The organism is Lacicoccus qingdaonensis (assembly GCF_900101075.1).
Lineage (GTDB): Bacteria > Bacillota > Bacilli > Staphylococcales > Salinicoccaceae > Lacicoccus > Lacicoccus qingdaonensis.
In genome coordinates this window covers 1-22,243 of sequence record NZ_FNFY01000033.1, presented here as the reverse complement: position 1 = coordinate 22,243, position 22,243 = coordinate 1, and the positions used below count along the sequence as shown (strand labels likewise).

Sequence of the window (22,243 nt, the reverse complement as noted above, 5' to 3'; positions counted from 1 at the left end):
ATGCTGAGTGAGCAGATTTTGTGTTAGCCTGCTCACTTAGGTTGATATTTAATGCTGAGTGAGCAGGACTTTGAAGGCTTTCGCGTGTAGTTACGACATTTTTCTTTGCCATCTGCACAGCAAAGGTGCCTCCGTGTGAAGTTGGGGCAATTTTCCTTGCCATCTTCACAGCAGGCAAACATAAAAAAGCCACGCAGCCCCTACCCAGGGGTGCGCAGCTCAAATTTACTCCATATCTCCGAAGTCTGTAACGATGATGTCGCTTAAAAACTCGACGACTTCGTCACCCTGTTCCGGTTCGAGGTCCAGGATGTGGGCAATGTAGCCCTCTTCTTCCAGGTCATCAGAACCGATAATGCCGAACCGGTTGCTCTGTGTGTTCAGCACGAGTGCCTTGCCGAAAAATCTGCCTGTCTGGATGATAGCGAGGTCATATCTGCCGTGGTCGCCGACAAATCCGACGTATCTTGAGTGAGTGTCTTCTGTTTCATCATATAAGAAAAAGTCGAGCATCATTGTTCCTCCGCTTCTACTGTACTGTCAAAATTATGCTATCATAATATTATCATGACCACAAAGAATGTAGAGGAGTGTAGGCTTTGTATTTTGTAGATCGCCAATTACTGGATGAGCGGCTCGATTATATCGAATCGCTCACGAAAGAATTTAAAAATGCTGAAGGATTTGCACTGGAGCGTATTTGTCATATGCTCATCGAGTCCGCTGTGGACGTCGGCAATATGATCATCGACGCTTTCATTTTAAGAGATCCGGGAACGTACCTGGATGTGATGTTCATCTTAAAGACCGAGGGTGCACTGTCTGAAGCGGATGAAGATGATTTCAAGGCAACATTCAAATGGAGAAATAAACTGAATCGTGAGTACACGACACTCGATCGTAAGAGCATGAAAGATGATTTTAATAAACATCTCTCTGCTTTTGAAAATTATAAATCAAGAATTAATGCGTTTGTAGAAAATGACGGTCAGGTAGTGACCGCTTTCAAAGGTGAATGACATGAATTATAAAGGTTACTTGATAGATCTCGACGGTACTTTGTACAACGGCACCGAACTGATTGAAACGGCGAAAGATTTTGTCGCAAAACTTACAGAAAAGAATATCCCTTACGTATTTCTGACGAACAATGCGACTAAATCACAGGAAGAGGCGGTGCAGAAAGTGCTGGACATGGGTGTTGAAACGACGCCGGAGAATATGTACACATCTTCAATGGCGACGGCGGCCTACATCAAGCAGCACCACCGGGGCAGTACGGCTTACGTCATCGGCACACCGTCTCTGAAGGAAATCCTGCAGGACTCAGGCATCATTCTGACAGAAGAGGATGCAGATCTTGTCATTATGGGACTCGACCTGGAAGTGGACTATGACAAGCTGAGCCGTGCGGCGCTGCTCATTGCAGGCGGCGCGACCTTTATCGCAACGAATCCGGACAAACGCTTTCCGACTGAAGATGGCATCGTTCCCGGCAACGGCGCAATCCAGCAGGTTCTTATTGAAACGACCGGTATCCAGCCGGTAACCATCGGCAAGCCGAGCGGTTTTATTTTAGACGGTGCCCTGAAGCAGCTGGGACTGGGTAAGGATGAAGTGGCGCTTATCGGCGACAATTATGATACGGATATTTTGACAGGCATCAATGCCGGTGTGGATACGATACATGTCGATACAGGCGTGAGCCGGACCGAAGATGTACTGAAAAAGGACATTACACCGACACATACTATTAATAACTTATCTGAATGGAGCATATAATATGACTAAAAAAGTGGTTGTTACAAGACAGATTAAAGATGAACATTTGAATCAGCTGAAGGAAAAATTTGAAGTATTCATGTGGGACAGTGCGGGCGACCCGCTGCCGCGAGAACAGTTCCTAGAAGAAATAAAGGACGCAGATGCGGCGATGACGATGCTGAGTGAAAAAGTCGACGCTGAAATGTTTGAAACGGCGAAAAATCTGAAAGTCGTTTCCAACCTCGCAGTAGGCTACGATAATATCGACCTTGAAAAGGCTGAAGAAAATGATGTGATCATCACGAATACACCGGAAGTGCTGACAGAAACGACAGCGGAGCTGGCATTTACATTAATGCTGACATCTGCGCGCCGCGTTATTGAAGCGAACCGCGAACTGGAAGCGGGCGACTGGACGGGCTGGAGCCCGTACCATATGGCCGGCACGGATGTGTTCGGAAAAACGATTGGCATATTCGGCATGGGTTCGATCGGTGCAGCCTTTGCACGCAGACTGAAAGGGTTCGACTGTAAAATCATCTACCATAACCGCAGCGAGTCCAAATACGCGGCAGACCTGGATGCAGAGCTGGTGTCATTCGATGAGCTCCTTGAACAGTCTGACTTCGTATTATGTGCAGCTCCGCTGACGGATGAGACAAAATATAAATTCGACAAATCAGCGTTCGGTAAAATGAAACCGGAAGCACATTTCATCAACATCGGCCGCGGTGCACACGTTGTTGAAGCGGACTTGAAAGAAGCGGTGGAGACTGGTGAAATTGCTGCTGCAGCACTTGATGTGTTCGACGGCGAACCGATTTCAAAAGACCACCCGTTCATCGGCATGGACAACATGACACTGCTTCCGCATATCGGCAGTGCGTCTGTTGCGACACGTGATAATATGGTGCAGCTGTGCGTGGACAATATAACGAATGTATTGGAAGGAAAAAAACCGCTCACTCAGGTTAAATAATTGTTAAAGGAAGTGGATGTTATGGAGAAGAACACAATCGCATCAGCGCGTACATTTGATGAAGGTCGTTTCACCAAAGTGGATATTTTCAAAAGCAGAAACAGCTCGATGTTCCTCTTGAACTTTACTGCGGGCCAGACGATGAAATCCCACAGCCATCCCGGTAAAGAACTGTATTTGCATGTTCTGTCCGGTAAAGGCGAATTTATAATCGATGATGAAAAAGTCCAGGTGGCAGAAGATGACGTCATCCATCTTGAAAAAGACGAGATGATTGGCTTTGAAAATGGTGACGGCAACTCATCCATCTACATCACGATGAATAAAATAGCAGAATAGAGTTACAAAAACACCCTATTGTTAACCATTTAATATTTAAAGTTAACAATAGGGTATTTTCATGCTATGATATAAAAAAACAACAAAGGAGATTTTCAATGAAGACAAAACATCTGATTTTCGTCGCACTGTTCGCAGCATTGATCGCAATCGGTGCACAGATTCGTGTGCCCATCGGGCCTGTTCCGTTTACTCTGCAGATGCCGATGGTTCTGCTCACAGCACTCATACTGGGGTCCAGGCTGGGTGCTTTATCGACAATAGTATATCTGCTCGTCGGTCTGATCGGCGTGCCTGTATTTGCCGGAAGCGGAGGCATCGGCGCTTTCATATCACCGAGCTTCGGTTTCGTACTCGGTTTCATCCCGGCTGCCTACATAGCAGGCATCGGAGTCAGGGAGGGGCAGCCGCTGTATCAGTCGCTCATCTATACATATCTCGCAATTCTTGTAACGTTCATATTCGGAGCATTATATTTTGTCTTTGTGATGAATGTACTCATCGGCACCCCGGTTGGTGTCATTGAAGCGCTGATGATCACAGTCGTGCCTTTTGCCATAAAAGACCTGATCGTCGGCACACTGACGGTAATGTTCGCCCGTATATTGAAATCCCGCGGTATCTTAAGAATCGCCCATTAAAATGGAAAAACCTCTGCTCTTTAAAAATTTCAGGGCGGAGGTTCTGTTTATCGGGTCATCATAAGATTCATTCACTGCGTTTTCTTTTCAGCCACTTCATAACAGTATCCGCATCAATATCACCATGAGCGGCGATTTGATCATTGACGGTGACGAGCGGAGATGACAGGTCGCCGTTGTCAATCTGTTCAATAAGATTTTCATCATGATCGCTCAAGTTGTCTGAAGCATCCATATCTATAAGAGTGAGATGAAAATCATCTGCCGGAAATTTGTTTAGGAAATCCTCCTTTAGACGGGTGCACAATGTTTCGGCGTCGGTCATAGTGACTGAGTTTTCAGCCGGGGTAGTTCTTCCATACACATTTACTACATATTTCAAGGCAACATCCTCCTTTAAGATGATGGATTTTTCCTTCTATATCTATTATAATACATATATAGAATCTGTATCATTAGGATTGGAGGAATTACCGATGGCAACAACACAAGATACAATGTATGAACAAGTCGAAGTTGTTATAGAGAAGCTGCGTCCTTTCCTGCTCAGAGATGGTGGGGACTGCGAATTGGTGGATGTTGAGGACGGTATCGTCAAACTGCGTCTGCTCGGAGCATGCGGCACATGCCCAAGTTCAACAATTACACTTAAAGCAGGTATTGAAAGAGCGATGCTCGAAGAAGTGCCAGGGTTCGTTGAAGTTGAACAAGTATTCTAAACCGATCGTTGGGACTCCGTGTTCCAACGGTTTTTTTATTTTTGAACGAAGGAGGGACGGATATGTACCCGATGAACCTTGTCGAGTTCTGTAATGCGAATATGCAGAAGGGCTCTGATGAAGTATACAGGCAATTAGATGCAGATGATGACGTGGATGTGTTAGATTATGAGTGTACCAACAATTGCGGGATTTGCAGCAAGGCGACATTTGCCATCGTCAACGGCCAGCTTGTCGGTGCACAGTCTGCTCCCGATCTGCTGATAAAAATTTATAAACAGATTGAAAAACAACAGGAAATAGAAGATCAATACGATTTTTTAATATAGACGTAAAGTTTGAGCTGTAAAATAACTTCTTATATAATATAAGTAATGGAGGAAGATAATATGACTCAGATTGAACTCACAGAAAGTGCAGCTTACGAAGTGAAGGACATGCTTCTCAAAAACGACATGCCTGAAGGTTTTTTAAGATTCAAAGTCCAGGGTGGCGGCTGTACAGGCCTGACTTACGGCATGGCAGCAGAGATAGAAAAAAGTGAAAACGATGAAGAGTATGAATTTCATGGTGTGAAAGTGCTGGTTGATAAACATGATTCACCAGTCATCGACGGCACCGTTATCGATTTCAAGCAGTCGCTCATGGGCGGCGGTTTTACAATCGATAATCCAAATGCGTCATTATCATGCGGATGTGGTGCATCATTCAGGACCAAGACAAATGCAGGCGCTCCCGGAGATTGTTAATTAATTATCAAAAACTCTTGAAATATGTGAAGTAAATCGCTAATATTAATAATGATATTAATATTAGCGGTCTTATTTATGGTGTAAATATATTTAATATACTTTATGAGGAAAAGGTGACATTAATTATGAGTTTTGAGAGAAAGAAAATTCTTGTACTCGGAGCAGGTTATGCCGGTTTGACAACAGTGACCAGATTACAGAAAACATTGGGCTTCCAGGATGCAGATATCACTCTGATCAACAAGAATGAGTATCATTATGAGTCTACCTGGCTGCACCAGGTGGCGGCAGGCACGATCCATTGGGAAGAAGCTACATACCCGATTACAAAAGTGATCAACACTCAAAAAGTCAGATTTGTACCGGCAGAAGTGACTGCCATCCACCGTGATGAACAGCGTGTAGAAACAAACCAGGGTGAATTCGAATACGATATTCTGGTTGTGGCATTAGGATTTGAAAGTGAGTCATTCGGCATCGACGGCATGGATCAGTATGCCGAGACGATTACAAGCCCGGAGACGGCTGTAGCGGCGCGTCAGGAAATCGAAAGAAACTTCATCAATTATAAAAATTCAAAAGACCCCCGCGACCTGTCAATACTTGTCGGAGGCGCCGGGTATACAGGTGTTGAATTTTTAGGTGAACTGATCGAAAGCATTCCCGAGCTTGCGAAACAGCACAATATCGACTACGACGATGTCAAAATCACGTGTGTTGAAGCGGCACCGTCAATGCTGCCGATGTTCAGTGACGAACTGACTCAGTACGCTGTCGATTTCCTTGAAAGTAAAGGTGTCGAATTCAAAATCGGTACACCGATTGTTGCAGCGAATGAAAAAGGTTTCGTTGTAAAAGTGGATGATGAAGAAACTCAGCTTGAAGCGAGCAGCGTTATCTGGACTGCAGGTGTCAGGGGCAACAGCCTGATGGAAGAATCGTTCGAAGGCGTCAAACGCGGGCGTATCGTGACGAATCCCGACCTGACAATCGACGGCTATGACAACATATTTGTTATCGGTGATGTTGCAGCAGTGATGAACGGTGAAGGTGAAAACGCAAGACCTCATCCGACAACGGCACAGATTGCAATGCAGCTTGGTGAACTGACTGCTAAAAACATCAAAAACAAGTTGAATGGAGACAGACTGGAAACATTCGAATTTGATGATAAAGGTACAGTATGTTCACTCGGGGCCGACGAAGGCATCGGCGTTGTCTTCAACCGTGAAGTCAAAGGTGCAAGAGCGGCATTCTTAAAACGTGTCATCGACACAAGAGCGGTCTTCAAGATCGGCGGCCCGTTCCTCGCTTATTCCAAAGGTAAATTTTTATAAAAGTAATGAACAGGCATGGGCGCTTTCTTGCCCATGCTTATTTTTTTGGAGGTTAAAAACGTGGCAATCATTATCCAACTGGTCATATCGATGGTTTTATTTTTCGTCTTATTCTACGGCATCAGCTTCATCCTGAATATGATCTTGAAAACAACCTGGCTCATGGTGGTCGTCTATCCTTTCATCATCATACTGATGATGGATGGAATATCCACTTTCAGCTACCTGACAAACCCGGCGCAGTCGTTCCAGGCTGCATATGAAGGCATTGCAGCTCTGGACCTGCCGAACATCCTGATGCTCGGAAGCGGTTTTATAGGTGTCATCCTGGCAGGTTTCACAATCAGATATTTAAGAAATGCAGGATATAAAATGTTTTAAGGGGAGAGTAGCAATGAATATCAAGTATTTGGAAAGATATGAATTATCAGAAGAACCGATCATCATCGGCCTGCCTGATAATCTGCATGATTTGAGTAACTTTGATGATGTGGATTCATTATTGAACGGTGTGCTGGAAGATCTGGTGAAAGAAAAAGTGTTATCCACCAAATTTGGCGAAATCACATCGACAGGCGTGACGATACAGACAGAGGTTAAAAAAATCATCGCTATCGGTCTTGGGAATAGTCAGGACATGAACAGCCATAAGATGCATAAAGCATTCGGCAGACTTTTTCAGCACTTGAAAAAGAATGATGAGACGAGCGCCCAGCTGTTGTTTGAAACATTCGGCGGCGACGTCGGGGCTGCTGAAGCTATCGGCTACATGGCCCACGTCAGCGTCTATGAGTACAGCGGTAAAAAACACCGTGAGGAAAGGCCGTTTCTCGAGTCGTTCGAATTGACGGTCACTTCAATGGAGCCTGTCGAGGCGCATGTCACGAAAGGAATGATCATCGGGCAGAGCGTGAACAGCGCACGGGATATTTCAGAAACACCGCCGAACTATATGACACCGGAAATATTTGCGGACAAAATATCAACCATGTTCAAAGGAAGAGACCATGTCGGCATCCAGATCAAGGACGAGTTCGATCTGAGTGATGAAGGCTACGGTCTGATCACGGCCGTCGGCAAGGCGTCTGAAAATAAACCCCGTCTCGTCACAGTGGAATACCGCCATCCCGATGCGCATGATATCAAACCGGTCGCACTGGTCGGCAAAGGCATTACATATGACTCGGGTGGTTACTCAATCAAGAGTAAGACGGGTATGCCGGGGATGAAGTATGACTTGAGCGGTGCTGCCAATGTCATCGGCATGATCCAGGGCATCGTTGAAATGAAACTGCCGGTCCATGTTGTTGCGACTGTTGTGCTCGCAGAAAACATGATCAGCGGCAACGCCATGAAACCGGATGATGTCTTCACTTCACTGAGCGGTCAGACTGTCGAAGTGAAAAATACCGATGCCGAGGGCAGACTGGTACTCGGAGACGCCGTCTTCCATGCATCCCAGTACTCGCCGCGCATCATTTTGGACTTTGCGACATTGACAGGCGCTGTAATAGCAGCCATCGGCAATGAACGTACAGGTGTATTTACAAATAAAGACCAGGAGCTTGTTGCACCGATTTTCGATCTGTCACAGGAAGTGGGCGATGAACTGTGGAGACTGCCGCTTGGAGATAAGGAAGAGCGTTCGGTCAAGTCTTCTAAAGTCGCTGATTTGACGAATCATGTGGAAAAACCGGGGCGTGCTTCATTTGCAGCAGGTTTTATCCGCCAGTTCATCAACGGCAGTCCGTGGGCGCATTTTGATATCGCAGGCACAGGCACGCGTTCGAAAAATAACGCCTACGGTCCGAAAGGTGCGACCGGTGTATTGATCAGGTCGGTCATCAAAGCGGTGGAGGGTGATCTGATATGACGCATAATGAACCTTCAAACCTGCTTGAATTTCTGGATATCAAAGTGGTCAGTGAATCAAATGGCCATATGGTGATGTCCATGCCCATCACTAAGAAAGTCCATCAGACGAAAGGATTTATCCACGGCGGTGCCAATGTGGTCCTGGCGGAAACCGCCGCTTCTGTCGGTGCTTCAAGGCTGATTGGGGAAGATGAGATCACTTTTGGCATGGAGATCAATGCGAATCATCTCCGGACGGTCTCGGGCGGCCTCATATATGCAACGGCCACAATGCGTCACAAAGGAAAAAGTACACAGGTGTGGGAAATAGATATTACAGATGAAAATGATAATTTGACGTGCGTCTCCAGATGCACGATGGCCGTTAAGAAGAAAAGATAAACACCCAATATTTTTTCTAAATTTGTCATCCGACAATTATAGTGTTAATATACACTAATAAATCGATTTTCAGTGTACAAAAGCGCTTTATTTTTGTTATGATTACTTCTATAAGAAATTGAAGGGGTTAACCGGGCAAAAATTCATGAGGTTAATCTCGATGTTGTTGACTGAAAATTCGCAATAACATTTATAAAATGAATATACAGAAATATCCGGAGGAGTCTGTCACCAGGGCATAACTATGTCTATTTTAACGATGGCTCCTTTTTGTTTTGACAAAAATCAGTTATGAAAAGGTAATCATTGTTTATCAGGAATATTGGGGGATCGAACATGACTTTATTACACATTGCGGTACTTGCACCTTTTCTATTTGCATTGCTGGTGCCATTTTTATTCAAGTATTTAAGAAAGATTCATACGGGCTGGTTCGTTATGATTGTGCCGCTTGTTCTGTTCATTTATTTTGTGTCGTATTTACCGACGACATCTGACGGGCACACTGTGATGAAAAGATTTGAATGGGTGCCGTCACTCGGCATCAATTTCGATTTATACGTAGACGGACTGAGTCTGCTGTTCGCATTGCTCATTACGGGGATCGGGACACTGGTCATCCTGTATTCGATCTATTACCTGGCGGGTAAGAAAGAGCGGCTGAATCATTTTTACGTATATATATTGTTATTCATGGGTGCGATGCTGGGCGTCGTGCTTTCGGACAATATCATCGTCCTCTATGTATTCTGGGAAGTCACAAGTATTTCCTCAGCGCTTCTGATCAGTTACTGGTATACGAAGGACGCATCTGTATACGGAGCACAGAAGTCGATGTACGTGACTGTATTCGGCGGCTTAACGATGCTCGGGGGATTCTCGCTCCTGTATGTCATGGCTGAAACATTCAGCATCAGGGAAATGATTGCCGGTTCCGACATCATTATGAACCACGAGCTGTTTTTACCGGCAATGATCCTGGTGCTGGTCGGGGCGTTCACAAAGTCCGCGCAGTTCCCTTTCCACATCTGGCTTCCGGATGCAATGGAAGCGCCAACACCGGTCAGTGCATACCTGCACTCGGCAACGATGGTCAAGGCGGGCATATATCTTGTGGCAAGAATGACGCCGGTATTCGGCGGCGGTGCGGAATGGTTCTGGATCATCACATCATTCGGTATTTTCACAATGCTCTGGGGCGGTATATCCGCTCTTCGCCAAAAAGATCTGAAGGCGATACTCGCCTTCTCCACAATCAGTCAGCTGGGCATGATCATGAGTCTGCTCGGTGCGGGCTCGGCTGCGTTCTATTATATGGACGGTGACAATGCATTATATACGACGGCGATCCTTGCCGCTGTCTTCCATCTGATCAACCATGCAACATTCAAAGGCAGCCTCTTCATGGTTGCCGGTATCATCGATCATGAAACGGGCACGAGGGATATAAGAAAACTCGGCGGTCTGATGACGATCATGCCGATTTCGGCAACGCTTTCTGTAATCGGTCTGGCTGCGATGGCAGGTCTGCCGCCGTTCAACGGTTTCCTGTCGAAGGAGCTGTTTTTTACCGGTATTATGAATGTTGTCCAATATGACATGTGGAACGGTGACACGATCGGTTTTATACTGCCGGTGATCGCATGGATAGCGAGCATTTTTACATTCACTTACAGTGCGATCATTTTCTTCAGAACGTTCAGAGGTAAATTCAAACCGGACATGCTGCCGGTCAAGAAAGTGCATGAGGCACCGATTGGCATGCTGATCAGCCCGATCATACTTGTGCTTGCAGTGCTGGTAATCAGTATATTCCCGAATATGCTTGCATACACTGTCATAGAGCCGGCAATGATGTCGATCCTGCCTGGCATATTGAGTGAAGGTTCAAGCTTCTATGTGGATATTTACCACTGGCACGGCATCAATCTTGAACTGACGATGACGATTGGTGTTGTAATCATCGGAACGATTCTCTATATGACCATGGACAAATGGTCGAAACTTGGCATCTATCAGAAAGAACAGGATATCATTACGACGGTATACGATTATGGTTATGATGCACTGATCAAAGGTTCCCAGCTCATCACGCGGGCCCAGATGACAGGCATGCTCAGGGATTATCTCGTCTACATGCTGATCTTCATCGTCGGTCTGATGACCTACACTATGTTCCGGTTTGAAGGTTTCCATTTCAGTATGGAAAATGCCAGCGATATCGACTTGTTCATGTATGTTATCCTTGCAACACTGTCAGTCACGATCATACTGCTTCCAAAAGTAAATAACCGTATGACTGCAATCATCCTTGCAGGTTTTGTCGGTTTCCTTGTAGCGTTCATCTTCACAGTCTTCAGGGCACCGGATCTGGCATTGACCCAGCTGATGGTGGAGACTGTCTCGGTCATCCTGTTCATGGCGGTATTCTATCACTTGCCGAACTTGACCAAAGATAATATTGCGCCGCTTACTAAGTCGATCAATATCGTTGTTGCAGGCATGTCCGGACTGATGGTCACATTTGTGTCAATCAGCGCGTTCACATACGGCCAGATGACACCATTCGAAGCCATATCCCAATATTTCATAGAGAACTCGAAATCCCTGGGCGGCGGCTACAACATGGTTAACGTCATCCTTGTGGATTTCCGTGGTCTGGATACGATGCTTGAACTGCTTGTTCTCGGCATCGCGGCACTTGGTGTGATATCACTGATAAAATTGAGAGTCGGGGAGAGTGACGATGTATGATAAATAAACCTAATAATATGATGTTCCGCGTATTTATCAGATTGATTGCAGTTGTTGTTGTCACCTTTTCGATTTATCTGTTCTTTTCCGGGCATAACGCGCCCGGCGGCGGATTCATCGGCGGTCTGATGACTGCGATTGCGATACTTGTGATGTATCTGGTTTTCGGAGTGAGTACCATCAAGGAATCATTGCCATTCAATTACACATATATGATGAGTATCGGCCTGCTGCTGGCCGCTTTTACGGGAATAATTTCCTGGATTGCGGGTTACCCATATTTAAAGCAGTTTTTCGACTATTTCCAACTGCCATTATTCGGAGAAGTCGAACTGACGACGGCACTGATATTCGACCTGGGGGTCTACCTTCTTGTGGTCGGTGCAGCTATGACGTTCATATTAACAATAGTGGAGGATGATTCTTAATGGAGATAGTTATGTCGGCAGTCATCGGTCTGTTATTTGCCGTAGCTGTATATCTGATGTTCTCGAGAAATATTTTAAGAGTACTGATCGGTACATTGTTACTGTCTCACAGTGTCCACCTGATCCTACTGACGATGGCCGGTCTCCAGAGAGGGGCGCCGCCACTTTTATTCCTTGAAGCGGGATCTTACACCGACCCGCTGCCTCAGGCATTGATTCTGACAGCCATTGTAATTAACTTCGGTATCACAGCTTTTGTATCCGTTCTTGTATATCGCACGTATCAGGAGCATAAAAGTGTGGACCTGTATGATATGAGAGGAGCCAAAGATGAGTAACCTGATTGTATTACCCATATTATTTCCATTCATCGTTGGAGCGGTGTTAGTATTCTTTGCAAAAAACTCCAGGGCTCAAAGGATAATCAGCGGCATCGGCTCATTGATACTGGTGGGGCTCTCCATTTATCTAGCAGTGGTTGCATACCAGCAGGATACAGTTATACTCGAAGCGGGTGACTGGTCAGCGCCGTATGGTATCATACTTGTGCTGGACAACCTTGCCGCGCTGATGCTGCTGATCACTTCGATACTTGCAGCAGCCTGTCTGTTCTTTGCTTTCGGTACAATTTCATCGAAGAGGGAAAAGTATTATTTCTACCCATTCTATTTCTTTCTGATCGTCGGGGTGAACGGTGCATTTCTGACAGGAGATATATTCAACCTGTTCGTATTCTTCGAAGTGATGCTTCTGTCGTCCTACGTGCTGATAGTGAACGGCGCGACGAAGTATCAGTTGAGGGAATCATTCAAATATGTCATTTTGAACGTTTTCGGTTCAGCGTTATTCATCATGGCAGTGGCATGGATTTATTCCGTGACAGGTACTGTCAATATGGCACACCTGTCGGAAAGGGTCGCTGAAATCAACCAGCCGGGAATAGTCACTGCGATAGCGGTAATGTTCTTCATAGTATTCGGCGCCAAGGGCGGATTGTTCCCATTATATTTCTGGCTGCCGAAATCATACTATGGCCCGCCGGCTGCAATTGCAGCATTATTCGGTGGTCTGCTGACCAAAGTCGGTATTTACGCTATCATCCGCATGTTTACATTAATATTCCATCATGAGCCGTCATTCACACATAAAGGCCTCATTGTCACGGTTGCTGGCTTCACGATGTTCCTCGGCGTTCTTGGTGCCGTGTCACAGTATGACTTCAAACGCATACTGTCATACCATATCATTTCCCAGGTCGGTTACATGGTAATGGGGCTCGGTATTTTCACACCACTTGCGGTGGCCGGGGCGATATACTACATCGTCCACCACATGTTTGTAAAAACAGCATTATTTCTGTTGGCAGGCGCCACTGAGAAGGTCACCGGAACAACGCAGATCAGGGAGATGGGCGGACTGATCAAGTCACATCCTGTATTGACATGGTCGTTTTTCATCGCGGCCGTATCACTAGCAGGCATACCACCGCTCAGCGGGTTCTTCAGTAAGTTCCCGATCATACTTTCCGGTTTCCAGGAAGGCCAGTGGGTGATTTCCGCAGTGGCACTTCTGGTCGGATTGCTGACACTGTTTTCCATGATGAAAATTTTCGGTTATGTGTTCTGGGGAGAGAATAAACTGACTGAAAAGCAGAGTGAAGTATCTGTTACGAAGCTGTTGATTCCTATCGCACCGCTTGTTGCATTTTCGGTAATACTGGGCTTTGCAGCCGAACCGATTTTCACATATTCACTTCATATAGCGGAACAGATTCTGGAACCGTCAAATTATGTGAATGCGGTACTTAAGGAGTAGATGATATGATATTTCAATTTTTGATCAATCTGTTGATTGCTGTGATCTGGATGTTCCTGCAGGACAGCTACGCCATGCCGACCTTCGTTTTCGGTTTCATGATCGGGGTGCTGATCCTCTATCTTCTGCGGAGATTTATGGAATTTGATTTTTATTTTACGAGAGTGGTTGCATTCGTAAAACTCGTACTGCTGTTTTTAGTTGAGCTCATCAAAGCGAATATAGATGTTGTCCGGATCGTGCTCAGTCCCAGGCTGAAAAATAAGCCTGGAATCATCGCAGTGGAAACAAGCCTTGAAACCGAAATCGAAAGGTCGACGCTCGCGGCATTGATTACATTGACACCTGGTACGGTGTCGATGGATTTTTCCGAGGACGGCAGAACGATCTATGTTCACTCCATCGATGTGGACAACAGAGATGAAATGGTTGCAGAAATCAGAGGCTCATTCGAAAAAGCCATACAGGAGGTGACGAAATAATGTTTGATATCGTGTTATATACATGTCTGGCCGTGACATCCCTATCCCTTGCCATCGTCCTCATACGGGCGGTAATCGGTCCGACGGTAAGTGACCGGATTCTTGCTCTGGATACACTCGGGATGATGCTGATCGGAATCATTGGTCTTATCATGATACTTCAGGAGACCATCGTGTATGATGATATTGCATTAGTCGTCGCCATCATCGGTTTTGTCGGTACGATATCAATGGCGAAATTCCTCGAGAGGGGTGTTGTCATTGACAATGACTGAAATCATCACAAGCATCTTTATAATCATTGGGACCTTTTTCATTTTCGTCAGTTCCATCGGACTGGTGAGACTGCGTGATGTCTACAGCAGAACGCATGCCGGAGGGAAAAGTTCGACGCTCGGTGTCATGAGCATCATGACGGGCGCTGTAATCTTCTTCATCGTCACAGAAGAGGCTTTCAACTTCAAACTGTTTCTGACAATCATTTTCGTCTTCATGACGGCGCCGCTGGCTGCGCTGGCCGTCACTCGTTCTGCCTACAGGACGAATGTGAAGATGAATGATGCAGCACATATGGATGAACTCGGAGATGCGATGGATGTCGAAAGGGAAAAGGAACGACTGAAGAAACTTGGTAAAAATTACGATTATGATTAAAAAAAGCACACGGGGAAGAATGACTGAACCAGTCATTCTTCCCCGTGTGCTTTTTATTTTATATATAATTTTATTCTACGAGGTCCCTGGCCGGATCGTTTTCTGCGTCCGGATTGGTTTCATCCCTTTTCAGGTCGTTCAGCACCGTCAGCTTATACGGTTTGACATCTGCGTGGAATGCACTTCTCGACAGCAGGTGGCTCGACACGGGAGCGGTAATCAGTATGAACAGGGCGCCGAGCAGAAGGTTCGTCTCGATCAGTCCTTCCACATACCAGAAGTAGAGGAACGCACCTGCCATGATCATGATGACGCCGAGTGTCGTGCTTTTCGTTGTTGCGTGCAGTCTGGAGTACATATCCGGCAGTCTCAGTATGCCGATGACCGCAAGGACGCTCATGATCGTTCCGCCGAGCAGGAGAAAAGCGATGATACTATTCATCATTATCTCTATCATCATCTATAATCACATTCCTTTCCAGATATTTCGAGAAGGCGATGGTTGACAGAAATGCCAGAATACCGATGAGCAGTATGATCGGGATGAAATATATCGACCCCAGAGTGATTGCGGTCAATGCGATTATACCCATGAGCATAATGCCAAATGCATCCAGGGCGACAATTTTATCATGAAGCGACGGACCGACGATGATGCGGTACACAAGACCGATGAGCGACAGCGCAAACATTATGGTGCTGATGATGACGACAATATTTAAAAATGTGGTCATGGTTTGCTCACCTCTTGAATCAGCTTCTCAAAGCTGTTTTTGATCGTCGCAATTTCATTATCGACATCCAGCGCATTGATCCCGTGGATATAAATGGTTGAATAATCGTCGGAAATGGCAACGATCAATGTTCCGGGTGTGAGTGAAATCAATACGGAAATCAAGGCGATTTCCCATTCTTCCTCAAGCTCACACGGGTATGCAAAGAATCCTGGATGAATGTCTATCTTGGGGCTGACAACAATTTTCGTAAGTTCATAGTTTGCCTTTATAAGTTCTCTCGCAAAGACGACAATGAGCTTCATGACATAGTATACCCTGATCAGATAAAACCGGCCCGGCAGAAATCTTCTGATGACATATACCGGTATGATCCCGATGATGTACCCCCATAGTAAACTGCCGAGGGAAAGGTCGGAAACGATCAGCACCCATATGAACGCGAGCGTAATATTAATCATAATCTGCATTGCCATTTATTCCACCTCCAACAGGTAACCAGAATAACTTGCCGGATCATACAATGACTGTGCCGCACTTTCAAAGATCGGGTAGAATATATCTGCGCCGAAACCGAGTATGACGACAAGTGCGATCATCACGAATGATGAGAAGAGCAGCTTATCATAGCTGATCGGTTTTAATTTTGAAAAGTCCATGTTTTCGCCCCAGAATACCGAGATGAATATGCGCATAATCGAGTACAGCACGACAAGGCTTGACAGAAGTACGATGATTGCTGAAAACACGTGACCGTTGTCGATGAGTGATTCCGTGATGAACAGTTTGCCGTAAAATCCTGAGAACGGGGGTACACCCGCAATCCCGAGTGCAGCGATGAAGAATGTCCAGCCGGCAACGGGATGGATCTTGATCAGTCCGCCGAGTCGGTTGATGTCACTTTCACCTGTTCTGTATATGATGAAGCCGATCAGAAAGAACAGCCCGGCTTTTATGATGATGTCATGGATCAGATAGTACGTGGCACCGATTGTGCCTGCCTCGTCCATCATTGCGTATCCGGCGGTGATGACACCGATGGCGATCAGTATGTTGTAAATGATGATCTTTTTCATATCAGTGTATGCGAGCGCGCCGATCGAGCCCATGATGATAGTGAGTACCGCCAGGAACAAAAGCATCTGATGGGTAAATCCGATGTTGTCTATGAAAAACAGTGAATATGTTCTTGCAATTGCATAGACGCCGACTTTTGTCAGCAGTGCACCGAAAAGTGCCATGATCGGAATCGGCGGCGCAAAGTATGATCCCGGCAGCCAGAAGTAGAATGGAAACAGTCCGGCTTTAGTTGCAAAGACGAACAGCATTACTACCGCGATGATTGTCAGAATGGCCGCATCACCTTCGAATGCTGACAGTTTCTGGTGTATGTCCGCCATATTCAGAGTACCGACGGAGACATAAAGATAAGCGACCGAAAGCACAAAAAAGTTCGACGAAATGACGTTTACAAGATAATATTTGAAGCCTTCCTGCAGCTGAATTTTCGTCCCGCCGATCGTAATCAGCACGTAGGATGCAAGCAGGAACACTTCAAAGAAAACGAACATGTTGAATATGTCACCTGTGATGAAAGCACCGTTCACGCCGGTGATCATGAACATGACCATCGGGTAGTAGAAGAAGCGCTCTCTTACGGCACCGATGGACTGGAATGAAAAGACAACGACTGTGAACGTTACAATAGCTGTGCCAAAGAGCAGGAGTGCAGCCAGCATATCAATGACCATGCTGATACCGTACGGTGCATTCCAGTTACCGACATGTGTCACCGCCATGCCGTTGCCGGCGATATAAATGATCGTCACGACCGACAGGATGACAAGTATCAGTCCGGTCGCCGAAGCAATGACTCTTTGAAGGTAGACGTTGCGCCTCCCGGTAAAGAGCATCACTATTCCTGCGATGACCGGTACGAGTACGGGCAGTAAAGGTAAAATATCAGTCATCATCTCTCGGCACTCCTTTCATATTTTCAACATTGTCTGTGCCCAGCTCTTTATAAACACGGATTGCAATGACCAGCATATAGGCGGTCAGTGCAAAAGTGATGACGATGACGGTCAAAAGCATCGCCTGCGGCAGTGGGTCGGAGTAGGATTGGACACTGTCATCCAGCACCGGGATGCCGCCCCGTTTCAGTCCGCCCATTGTGAGCAGCATGAGCAGTATGCCGTGGCTGAGAACTCCCGTACCGATGATGATGCGTAAAAGGCTTTTCGACAGCATAAGATAGACAGAGGCACCGATGAGAATGCCTGCAAGAATAATTACGAGAATTTCCATCAGCTTCTATCCGCCCCTTCGCTGTCCGACATGGCCTGTTCCGTTGCGAGTAAAGTGATGATTAAGAGCGTTGTCGCTGCGACAGTGATGTAGACACCGACGTCAAAGAATACTGCCGTGTGTATCGGCACTTCGCCGAAAATCGGCAGTTCAATATAGAGTGCCTGATGTGTAAAGAAAGGCTGTCCGAAAATCATCAGCACAAGCGGAACGAAGACTGACAGAGTGAGTCCGAGTGCAATCAGCCATTTATGATCAAAAGGAATCATCTTATTGATCGTTTTCAAATCATATGCCAAAAGCAGCAATACAATCGCGGCCGCTGCAAGAAGGCCGCCGACGAATCCGCCGCCCGGCGTGTAGTGTCCGGAGAAGAATAGATTGATAGAAAATGTGATGATGATCAGAAATACGACTTTGGCAGTGTATTTGAGGAAGACATCATTCATCTGCTTATGGACTTTGGCGTAACCGAGTTTCTTAAGCGTGCTCTTCAAATTCATTCTCCCCTTTCCTGTTTACTCTGAGTCTTAGCAGAATGAATACTCCAAGACCTGCAAGTCCGAAGACAAGAGTTTCAAATAAAGTATCCATTCCACGGAAGTCTACAAGTATGACGTTGACCATGTTTCCGCCTGAAGCGAGGTCGTATACATTGTCGATATAAAACTGGCTGATGGAATCAAACAGTCTGTTCGAATATGCGGCGATTCCGAAAATGATGGATGTGGCACCGACTGCAACTGAAATAATCATGTTGTTCAGTCTGAATCTTTTGCGTTCCTCGTGACGTGCGCGTTTTGGCAGATGGAAGAACGCGAGCAGGAACAGCGACGTGAGGATCGCTTCAACTGCAAGCTGCGTCAGTGCAAGGTCCACCGCACGGAAAAACACAAACAGCAGCGACAGTGAGAACCCGATGACACTGAACATGATGATTGATACCATTCTTGATGCGGTGACCAGAATGGCGATGAGTGCAGCGAGAATGATCAGCATGATCGCAACTTCCGGAATGGTAATCGCCGAAGCGGTATCCCATTCGAAAGTCATATCCGTATTGATCATGGTGATGACTGCTAGGACGGCGAAACCGGTGAATATATAGACCAGATATGAACGGATGTAGCCGCTCATGTAGCCGTCCGTGATTTTTTCTGCTCCGAGTCTCGAGTACATCAGACCCTGGTCATACAAATTATTGATCGTGAATATTTTATTGCCGAACCTGTACACGGGCATCCAAGTATTTCTGAATAAATACATCAATGCACCGATGACGACTATGGCGACAGTTCCCCACAGCGCAGGTGAATCCCAGCCGTGCCAGTGGGATATTTCCGTATTGAGCGGTTCTGACGTGTTCAGTATGCCCATTGCCGCCGGATCGATTATCGTCCCGGAAAGAATGTTCGGGAACAGACCGAATACGATGACGAGGACGGTCAGGACAATTGGTGAAATCAGCATCAGCATTGGTGCTTCCTTCGGCTCTTTCGGTGTCTCGGGCTGTGTCTTGCCGAGGAATATGCCTCTGATCAGAATGATTGAATATACCAATGTGAATATGCTGCCCACAATGGCAAGTATCGGGAACAGTACGCTTACATCAGCGAGTACGCTGAAGTCGGCTTCGCTGATCGAGAACATTGCCTCGAGGAATAATTCCTTTGAAAGGAAACCGTTGAAGGGCGGTATTCCCGCCATCGACAGTGATGTAATGACTGTCATTGTGAATGATATCGGCATGATGGTCATAAGACCGCCGAGGCGTTTCAGACTTCTGGTGCCTGTTTCATGGTCGACGATACCGATGATCATGAACAGGGCGCCTTTGAAAGTTGCATGGTTGATCAGATGAAATACTGCTGCGACGACGGCGATTGTGAAAACCTGCTCTGATGCACCACTGTGTACACCCAAAGCACCGATACCGAGCAGAGACATGATCAGACCGAGCTGTGAAACGGTGGAAAAGGCAAGCACTGCCTTCAGGTCATCCTGTTTGACAGCATTGAAAGCCGCCCACACGAGAGTGACCAGACCGATAAGCAGAATGGCCCAGACCCAAAGTTCAGAAAATGCGAACAGCGGTGTGAATCTTGCGACCACATACAGACCGGCCTTGACCATCGTTGCCGAATGCAGGTATGCACTGACAGGGGTCGGCGCCTCCATGGCATCCGGCAGCCACACATAGAATGGAAACTGGGCTGATTTAGTGAAAGCACCAAAAAGAATAAGGATGATTGCGAGCGGTGCAAGCGCGTTTTCCTGAATCGCCGGAATCTGTTCCATCATGCCTCTGATACTGAATGTATCCGTAATCAGGCTGAGGGAAATGAAGCCGCCCAGCATCAGAAACCCGCCGAACATTGTAATCAGCATGGATTTTTGAGCGCCGTATATCGAACGTTCCCTGTTGAACCAAAAGGCGATAAGGAGAAAGCTGGATATAGATGTGAGTTCCCAGAAAAGGTAAAGCATGAGAACATTATCGTTCAGGACGACACCCAGCATCGCTGTCATAAAAATGAGCAGGTAAACATAGAAATTACCGAGCTTTTCGTAGTGCGAGAGATAGCCGATGGAGTACAAAACGACCAGAGCCCCGATTCCCGATATCAAAATCGCGAACAATAGACTGAGACCATCTATGTAAACATCAAAATTCATACCGATTCTCGGCATGAACTGCATTGATTCAAAGATCACCTGATTACTACTGACGGTTGGAATTAAAGTGAATAAGTAAGCAACGATTAAAACTGGAACCGGAAGTACAAACCAACCGAGATGCACATCTTTGTAGTACCTGTATAAAACGCCGATAAATACTGCGGCTATTACAGGTAACAGTATGGCAAAGTGAATTAGAGTCACTGGCTCTCCTCCTTCATAGTTTTCGCATTATAAAATTATTATACATTATCGATACATTGAAATAAATGTATAGAGTTTGAAATATGCGAACTTTTTATAGTAATATGTATTGAGAGATTAACATTTTGACATTTATAAATTTTTAAATTAAAAGTGTGAATTTGAAATTTTTGAAACCAGGAGGCTATTATGACTTACCCACAGTTAACAAAAGAATTAGGCGAGAACGAAGTACAGGCAACAATAAAAACAAATCACGGTGACGTGACGGTCAAATTATTCAAAGATATTGCACCAAAAACGGTGGAGAACTTCACAACACATGCGAAGAACGGCTACTATGACGGACAGATCTTCCACAGAGTCATCAAGGACTTCATGATCCAGGGCGGTGACCCGACCGGCACCGGAATGGGCGGTGAAAGCATCTGGGGCGGCACTTTCGAGGACGAATTCTCAACAGAGGCATTCAACCTTTACGGCGCACTGTCCATGGCAAATGCAGGACCGGGTACAAACGGCAGCCAGTTCTTCATCGTCCAGTTGAAAGAAGTGCCGGAACAAATGGTTTCACAGCTTGAAGGTGCAGGCTACCCTGCAGAAATCATCGACGCATACAAAGAGCAGGGCGGCACACCGTGGCTTGATCAGCGCCACACGGTATTCGGCCACGTCATCGAAGGACTCGACATCGTCGAAAACATCGCTGAAGTCAAAACAGGCGCACAGGACCGTCCGGAAGAAGAAGTTAAAATCCAGACGATCGAAGTTGCAGAATAAAATATCATTACAGATGAACGGCCGTCCTTTTGAGGGAGGCCGTTTTTTGATGTGTTTGCGGTTGGAAGTGCTTTCCCGTTCCGCCTTTAAAATTTCCTCACAAAATAGTCAATAATCTGATGTTTATTTACATAATGGATTTGATATAATGACTGGGAAAAGGTGAGTGATTGAATATGATGGAATTTTTATATTTCCCAGATGACCCGACGGAATATATTCCAGCGGCGATTGCCATGATCATCTGTATCCTGGTTGCTTACTTTGTTTTTCGTTATATTAAAAATTATTCCAGAAACCAGGAACAGAAGATGAAGCATTTCGAGGAAGAAGTCATGAGAAAACTCGAAAAAGAGGACAATGACAGAACGGGCAGGTAATATAAAGCTGTACAGACTGATTAAAGCGTGGAATCCCGTAAAAGTTGAAGAAAATATGGATTCCGTTTGAAGGTATTTATCCGATGGTTGATAAGGCTCACCATATAATAGAACGATATAAAAGCTGAATTCCACACTGAACCGCCACCCGTCAAGTAGACACTAAAATAATAAAACAGTTATGCAGCAGCCTGTGCCCGAAATTCTACCGGTGCCAGGCTGTTTAATTGTGCTTGTAA

General features: G+C 45.9%; 30 protein-coding genes. 21 read left to right on the top strand and 9 right to left on the bottom strand.

Going from position 1 to position 22,243, the window contains the following annotated elements:
* Positions 1-225: 225 nt before the first annotated feature.
* Positions 226-513: a DUF3055 domain-containing protein gene (locus tag BLR15_RS12360; RefSeq protein ID WP_092987974.1), complete on the bottom strand. Its 288-nt coding sequence runs from the start codon at positions 511-513 to the stop codon at positions 226-228.
* An 86-nt stretch (positions 514-599) separates the two neighbouring features.
* On the opposite strand from BLR15_RS12360, the gene BLR15_RS12355 reads away from it, so the two are divergent.
* The 5 genes from BLR15_RS12355 (at position 600) to BLR15_RS12335 (ending at position 3,723) form a co-directional block, all read left to right on the top strand.
* A complete protein-coding gene (locus BLR15_RS12355; RefSeq protein ID WP_092987972.1) occupies positions 600-1,019 on the top strand; it encodes a DUF86 domain-containing protein in 420 nt (139 codons plus the stop codon).
* A gap of 1 nt (position 1,020) precedes the next feature.
* Positions 1,021-1,782, top strand: coding sequence for a TIGR01457 family HAD-type hydrolase (locus tag BLR15_RS12350; protein ID WP_092987970.1), 762 nt, complete (start codon positions 1,021-1,023; stop codon positions 1,780-1,782).
* Between the two features lies 1 nt (position 1,783).
* Positions 1,784-2,743, top strand: a complete 960-nt coding sequence (locus tag BLR15_RS12345; protein ID WP_092987968.1) for a 2-hydroxyacid dehydrogenase — start codon at positions 1,784-1,786, stop codon at positions 2,741-2,743.
* Between the two features lie 21 nt (positions 2,744-2,764).
* On the top strand, positions 2,765-3,082 hold the full coding sequence (locus tag BLR15_RS12340) for a cupin domain-containing protein (RefSeq protein WP_092987966.1): 318 nt from the start codon (positions 2,765-2,767) through the stop codon (positions 3,080-3,082).
* Positions 3,083-3,180: 98 nt separating this feature from the next.
* Complete coding sequence (locus tag BLR15_RS12335) at positions 3,181-3,723, top strand: biotin transporter BioY (RefSeq protein ID WP_092987964.1); 543 nt, start codon at positions 3,181-3,183, stop codon at positions 3,721-3,723.
* A 67-nt stretch (positions 3,724-3,790) separates the two neighbouring features.
* On the opposite strand, the gene BLR15_RS12330 is transcribed toward BLR15_RS12335, so the two are convergent.
* Complete coding sequence (locus BLR15_RS12330) at positions 3,791-4,105, bottom strand: DUF1462 family protein (RefSeq protein WP_092987962.1); 315 nt, start codon at positions 4,103-4,105, stop codon at positions 3,791-3,793.
* A gap of 94 nt (positions 4,106-4,199) precedes the next feature.
* Here BLR15_RS12330 and BLR15_RS12325 point away from each other — a divergent pair, with 94 nt between their 5' ends.
* The 14 genes from BLR15_RS12325 to mnhG (BLR15_RS12260) all read left to right on the top strand — a co-directional run bounded on the left by BLR15_RS12325 (position 4,200) and on the right by mnhG (BLR15_RS12260) (position 14,920).
* Positions 4,200-4,442 (top strand): NifU family protein, encoded by a 243-nt coding sequence (locus tag BLR15_RS12325; protein ID WP_072709818.1) that lies wholly within the window; start codon positions 4,200-4,202, stop codon positions 4,440-4,442.
* 62 nt (positions 4,443-4,504) lie between these two features.
* Positions 4,505-4,771: a DUF1450 domain-containing protein gene (locus BLR15_RS12320; protein WP_407927608.1), complete on the top strand. Its 267-nt coding sequence runs from the start codon at positions 4,505-4,507 to the stop codon at positions 4,769-4,771.
* Positions 4,772-4,831: 60 nt separating this feature from the next.
* Positions 4,832-5,191, top strand: a complete 360-nt coding sequence (locus BLR15_RS12315) for a HesB/IscA family protein (protein WP_092987960.1) — start codon at positions 4,832-4,834, stop codon at positions 5,189-5,191.
* Positions 5,192-5,319: 128 nt separating this feature from the next.
* Positions 5,320-6,531, top strand: coding sequence for an NAD(P)/FAD-dependent oxidoreductase (locus tag BLR15_RS12310; protein ID WP_092987958.1), 1,212 nt, complete (start codon positions 5,320-5,322; stop codon positions 6,529-6,531).
* Between the two features lie 60 nt (positions 6,532-6,591).
* Positions 6,592-6,912, top strand: coding sequence for a YuiB family protein (locus tag BLR15_RS12305; RefSeq protein ID WP_092987956.1), 321 nt, complete (start codon positions 6,592-6,594; stop codon positions 6,910-6,912).
* A gap of 13 nt (positions 6,913-6,925) precedes the next feature.
* On the top strand, positions 6,926-8,404 hold the full coding sequence (locus BLR15_RS12300) for a leucyl aminopeptidase (RefSeq protein WP_092987954.1): 1,479 nt from the start codon (positions 6,926-6,928) through the stop codon (positions 8,402-8,404).
* Positions 8,401-8,787 (top strand): PaaI family thioesterase, encoded by a 387-nt coding sequence (locus BLR15_RS12295; protein ID WP_092987952.1) that lies wholly within the window; start codon positions 8,401-8,403, stop codon positions 8,785-8,787. The genes BLR15_RS12300 and BLR15_RS12295 overlap by 4 nt, the downstream gene beginning before the upstream one ends.
* A gap of 336 nt (positions 8,788-9,123) precedes the next feature.
* On the top strand, positions 9,124-11,541 hold the full coding sequence (locus BLR15_RS12290) for a Na+/H+ antiporter subunit A (RefSeq protein WP_092987950.1): 2,418 nt from the start codon (positions 9,124-9,126) through the stop codon (positions 11,539-11,541).
* The gene (locus BLR15_RS12285) at positions 11,538-11,969 is read left to right on the top strand and encodes a Na(+)/H(+) antiporter subunit B (protein ID WP_092987948.1); all 432 of its coding nucleotides are present in this window, start codon (positions 11,538-11,540) and stop codon (positions 11,967-11,969) included. Before BLR15_RS12290 ends, BLR15_RS12285 begins: the two co-directional genes overlap by 4 nt.
* Positions 11,969-12,307 carry a Na(+)/H(+) antiporter subunit C gene (locus BLR15_RS12280; RefSeq protein ID WP_092987946.1) on the top strand — a complete coding sequence of 113 codons (339 nt, stop codon included), beginning with the start codon at positions 11,969-11,971 and terminating at the stop codon, positions 12,305-12,307. Before BLR15_RS12285 ends, BLR15_RS12280 begins: the two co-directional genes overlap by 1 nt.
* Entirely contained in the window at positions 12,300-13,784 is a 1,485-nt protein-coding gene (locus BLR15_RS12275) for a Na+/H+ antiporter subunit D (RefSeq protein WP_092987944.1), read from the top strand. The genes BLR15_RS12280 and BLR15_RS12275 overlap by 8 nt, the downstream gene beginning before the upstream one ends.
* 5 nt (positions 13,785-13,789) lie before the next feature.
* Positions 13,790-14,266 (top strand): Na+/H+ antiporter subunit E, encoded by a 477-nt coding sequence (locus tag BLR15_RS12270; protein ID WP_092987942.1) that lies wholly within the window; start codon positions 13,790-13,792, stop codon positions 14,264-14,266.
* Positions 14,266-14,541 (top strand): Na(+)/H(+) antiporter subunit F1, encoded by a 276-nt coding sequence (locus BLR15_RS12265; RefSeq protein WP_092987940.1) that lies wholly within the window; start codon positions 14,266-14,268, stop codon positions 14,539-14,541. Before BLR15_RS12270 ends, BLR15_RS12265 begins: the two co-directional genes overlap by 1 nt.
* Positions 14,534-14,920, top strand: a complete 387-nt coding sequence (gene mnhG, locus BLR15_RS12260) for a monovalent cation/H(+) antiporter subunit G (protein ID WP_218118669.1) — start codon at positions 14,534-14,536, stop codon at positions 14,918-14,920. The genes BLR15_RS12265 and mnhG (BLR15_RS12260) overlap by 8 nt, the downstream gene beginning before the upstream one ends.
* Before the next feature lie 70 nt (positions 14,921-14,990).
* Here the strand turns inward: mnhG (BLR15_RS12260) and mnhG (BLR15_RS12255) are convergent, their stop codons facing one another.
* From mnhG (BLR15_RS12255) to BLR15_RS12225, 7 genes are read right to left on the bottom strand one after another with little or no spacing between them, the layout of a single operon-like run.
* Positions 14,991-15,362, bottom strand: coding sequence for a monovalent cation/H(+) antiporter subunit G (mnhG, locus tag BLR15_RS12255; protein ID WP_245696794.1), 372 nt, complete (start codon positions 15,360-15,362; stop codon positions 14,991-14,993).
* Complete coding sequence (locus BLR15_RS12250; protein ID WP_092987936.1) at positions 15,355-15,654, bottom strand: Na(+)/H(+) antiporter subunit F1; 300 nt, start codon at positions 15,652-15,654, stop codon at positions 15,355-15,357. The genes mnhG (BLR15_RS12255) and BLR15_RS12250 overlap by 8 nt, the downstream gene beginning before the upstream one ends.
* On the bottom strand, positions 15,651-16,130 hold the full coding sequence (locus BLR15_RS12245; protein WP_092987934.1) for a Na+/H+ antiporter subunit E: 480 nt from the start codon (positions 16,128-16,130) through the stop codon (positions 15,651-15,653). The genes BLR15_RS12250 and BLR15_RS12245 overlap by 4 nt, the downstream gene beginning before the upstream one ends.
* Complete coding sequence (locus tag BLR15_RS12240) at positions 16,131-17,627, bottom strand: Na+/H+ antiporter subunit D (protein WP_092987932.1); 1,497 nt, start codon at positions 17,625-17,627, stop codon at positions 16,131-16,133. It abuts the gene before it with no gap.
* Entirely contained in the window at positions 17,617-17,961 is a 345-nt protein-coding gene (locus BLR15_RS12235) for a Na(+)/H(+) antiporter subunit C (protein WP_092987930.1), read from the bottom strand. The genes BLR15_RS12240 and BLR15_RS12235 overlap by 11 nt, the downstream gene beginning before the upstream one ends.
* Positions 17,961-18,464, bottom strand: coding sequence for a Na(+)/H(+) antiporter subunit B (locus tag BLR15_RS12230; protein ID WP_092987928.1), 504 nt, complete (start codon positions 18,462-18,464; stop codon positions 17,961-17,963). The genes BLR15_RS12235 and BLR15_RS12230 overlap by 1 nt, the downstream gene beginning before the upstream one ends.
* Positions 18,442-20,844, bottom strand: a complete 2,403-nt coding sequence (locus BLR15_RS12225; protein ID WP_092987926.1) for a Na+/H+ antiporter subunit A — start codon at positions 20,842-20,844, stop codon at positions 18,442-18,444. The genes BLR15_RS12230 and BLR15_RS12225 overlap by 23 nt, the downstream gene beginning before the upstream one ends.
* A gap of 186 nt (positions 20,845-21,030) precedes the next feature.
* On the opposite strand from BLR15_RS12225, the gene BLR15_RS12220 reads away from it, so the two are divergent.
* Together BLR15_RS12220 and BLR15_RS12215 are read left to right on the top strand one after the other, a co-directional pair.
* Positions 21,031-21,624: a peptidylprolyl isomerase gene (locus BLR15_RS12220; protein WP_176754159.1), complete on the top strand. Its 594-nt coding sequence runs from the start codon at positions 21,031-21,033 to the stop codon at positions 21,622-21,624.
* A gap of 176 nt (positions 21,625-21,800) precedes the next feature.
* Positions 21,801-22,004 (top strand): hypothetical protein, encoded by a 204-nt coding sequence (locus BLR15_RS12215; protein WP_092987922.1) that lies wholly within the window; start codon positions 21,801-21,803, stop codon positions 22,002-22,004.
* The last annotated feature ends 239 nt before the right edge of the window (positions 22,005-22,243 follow it).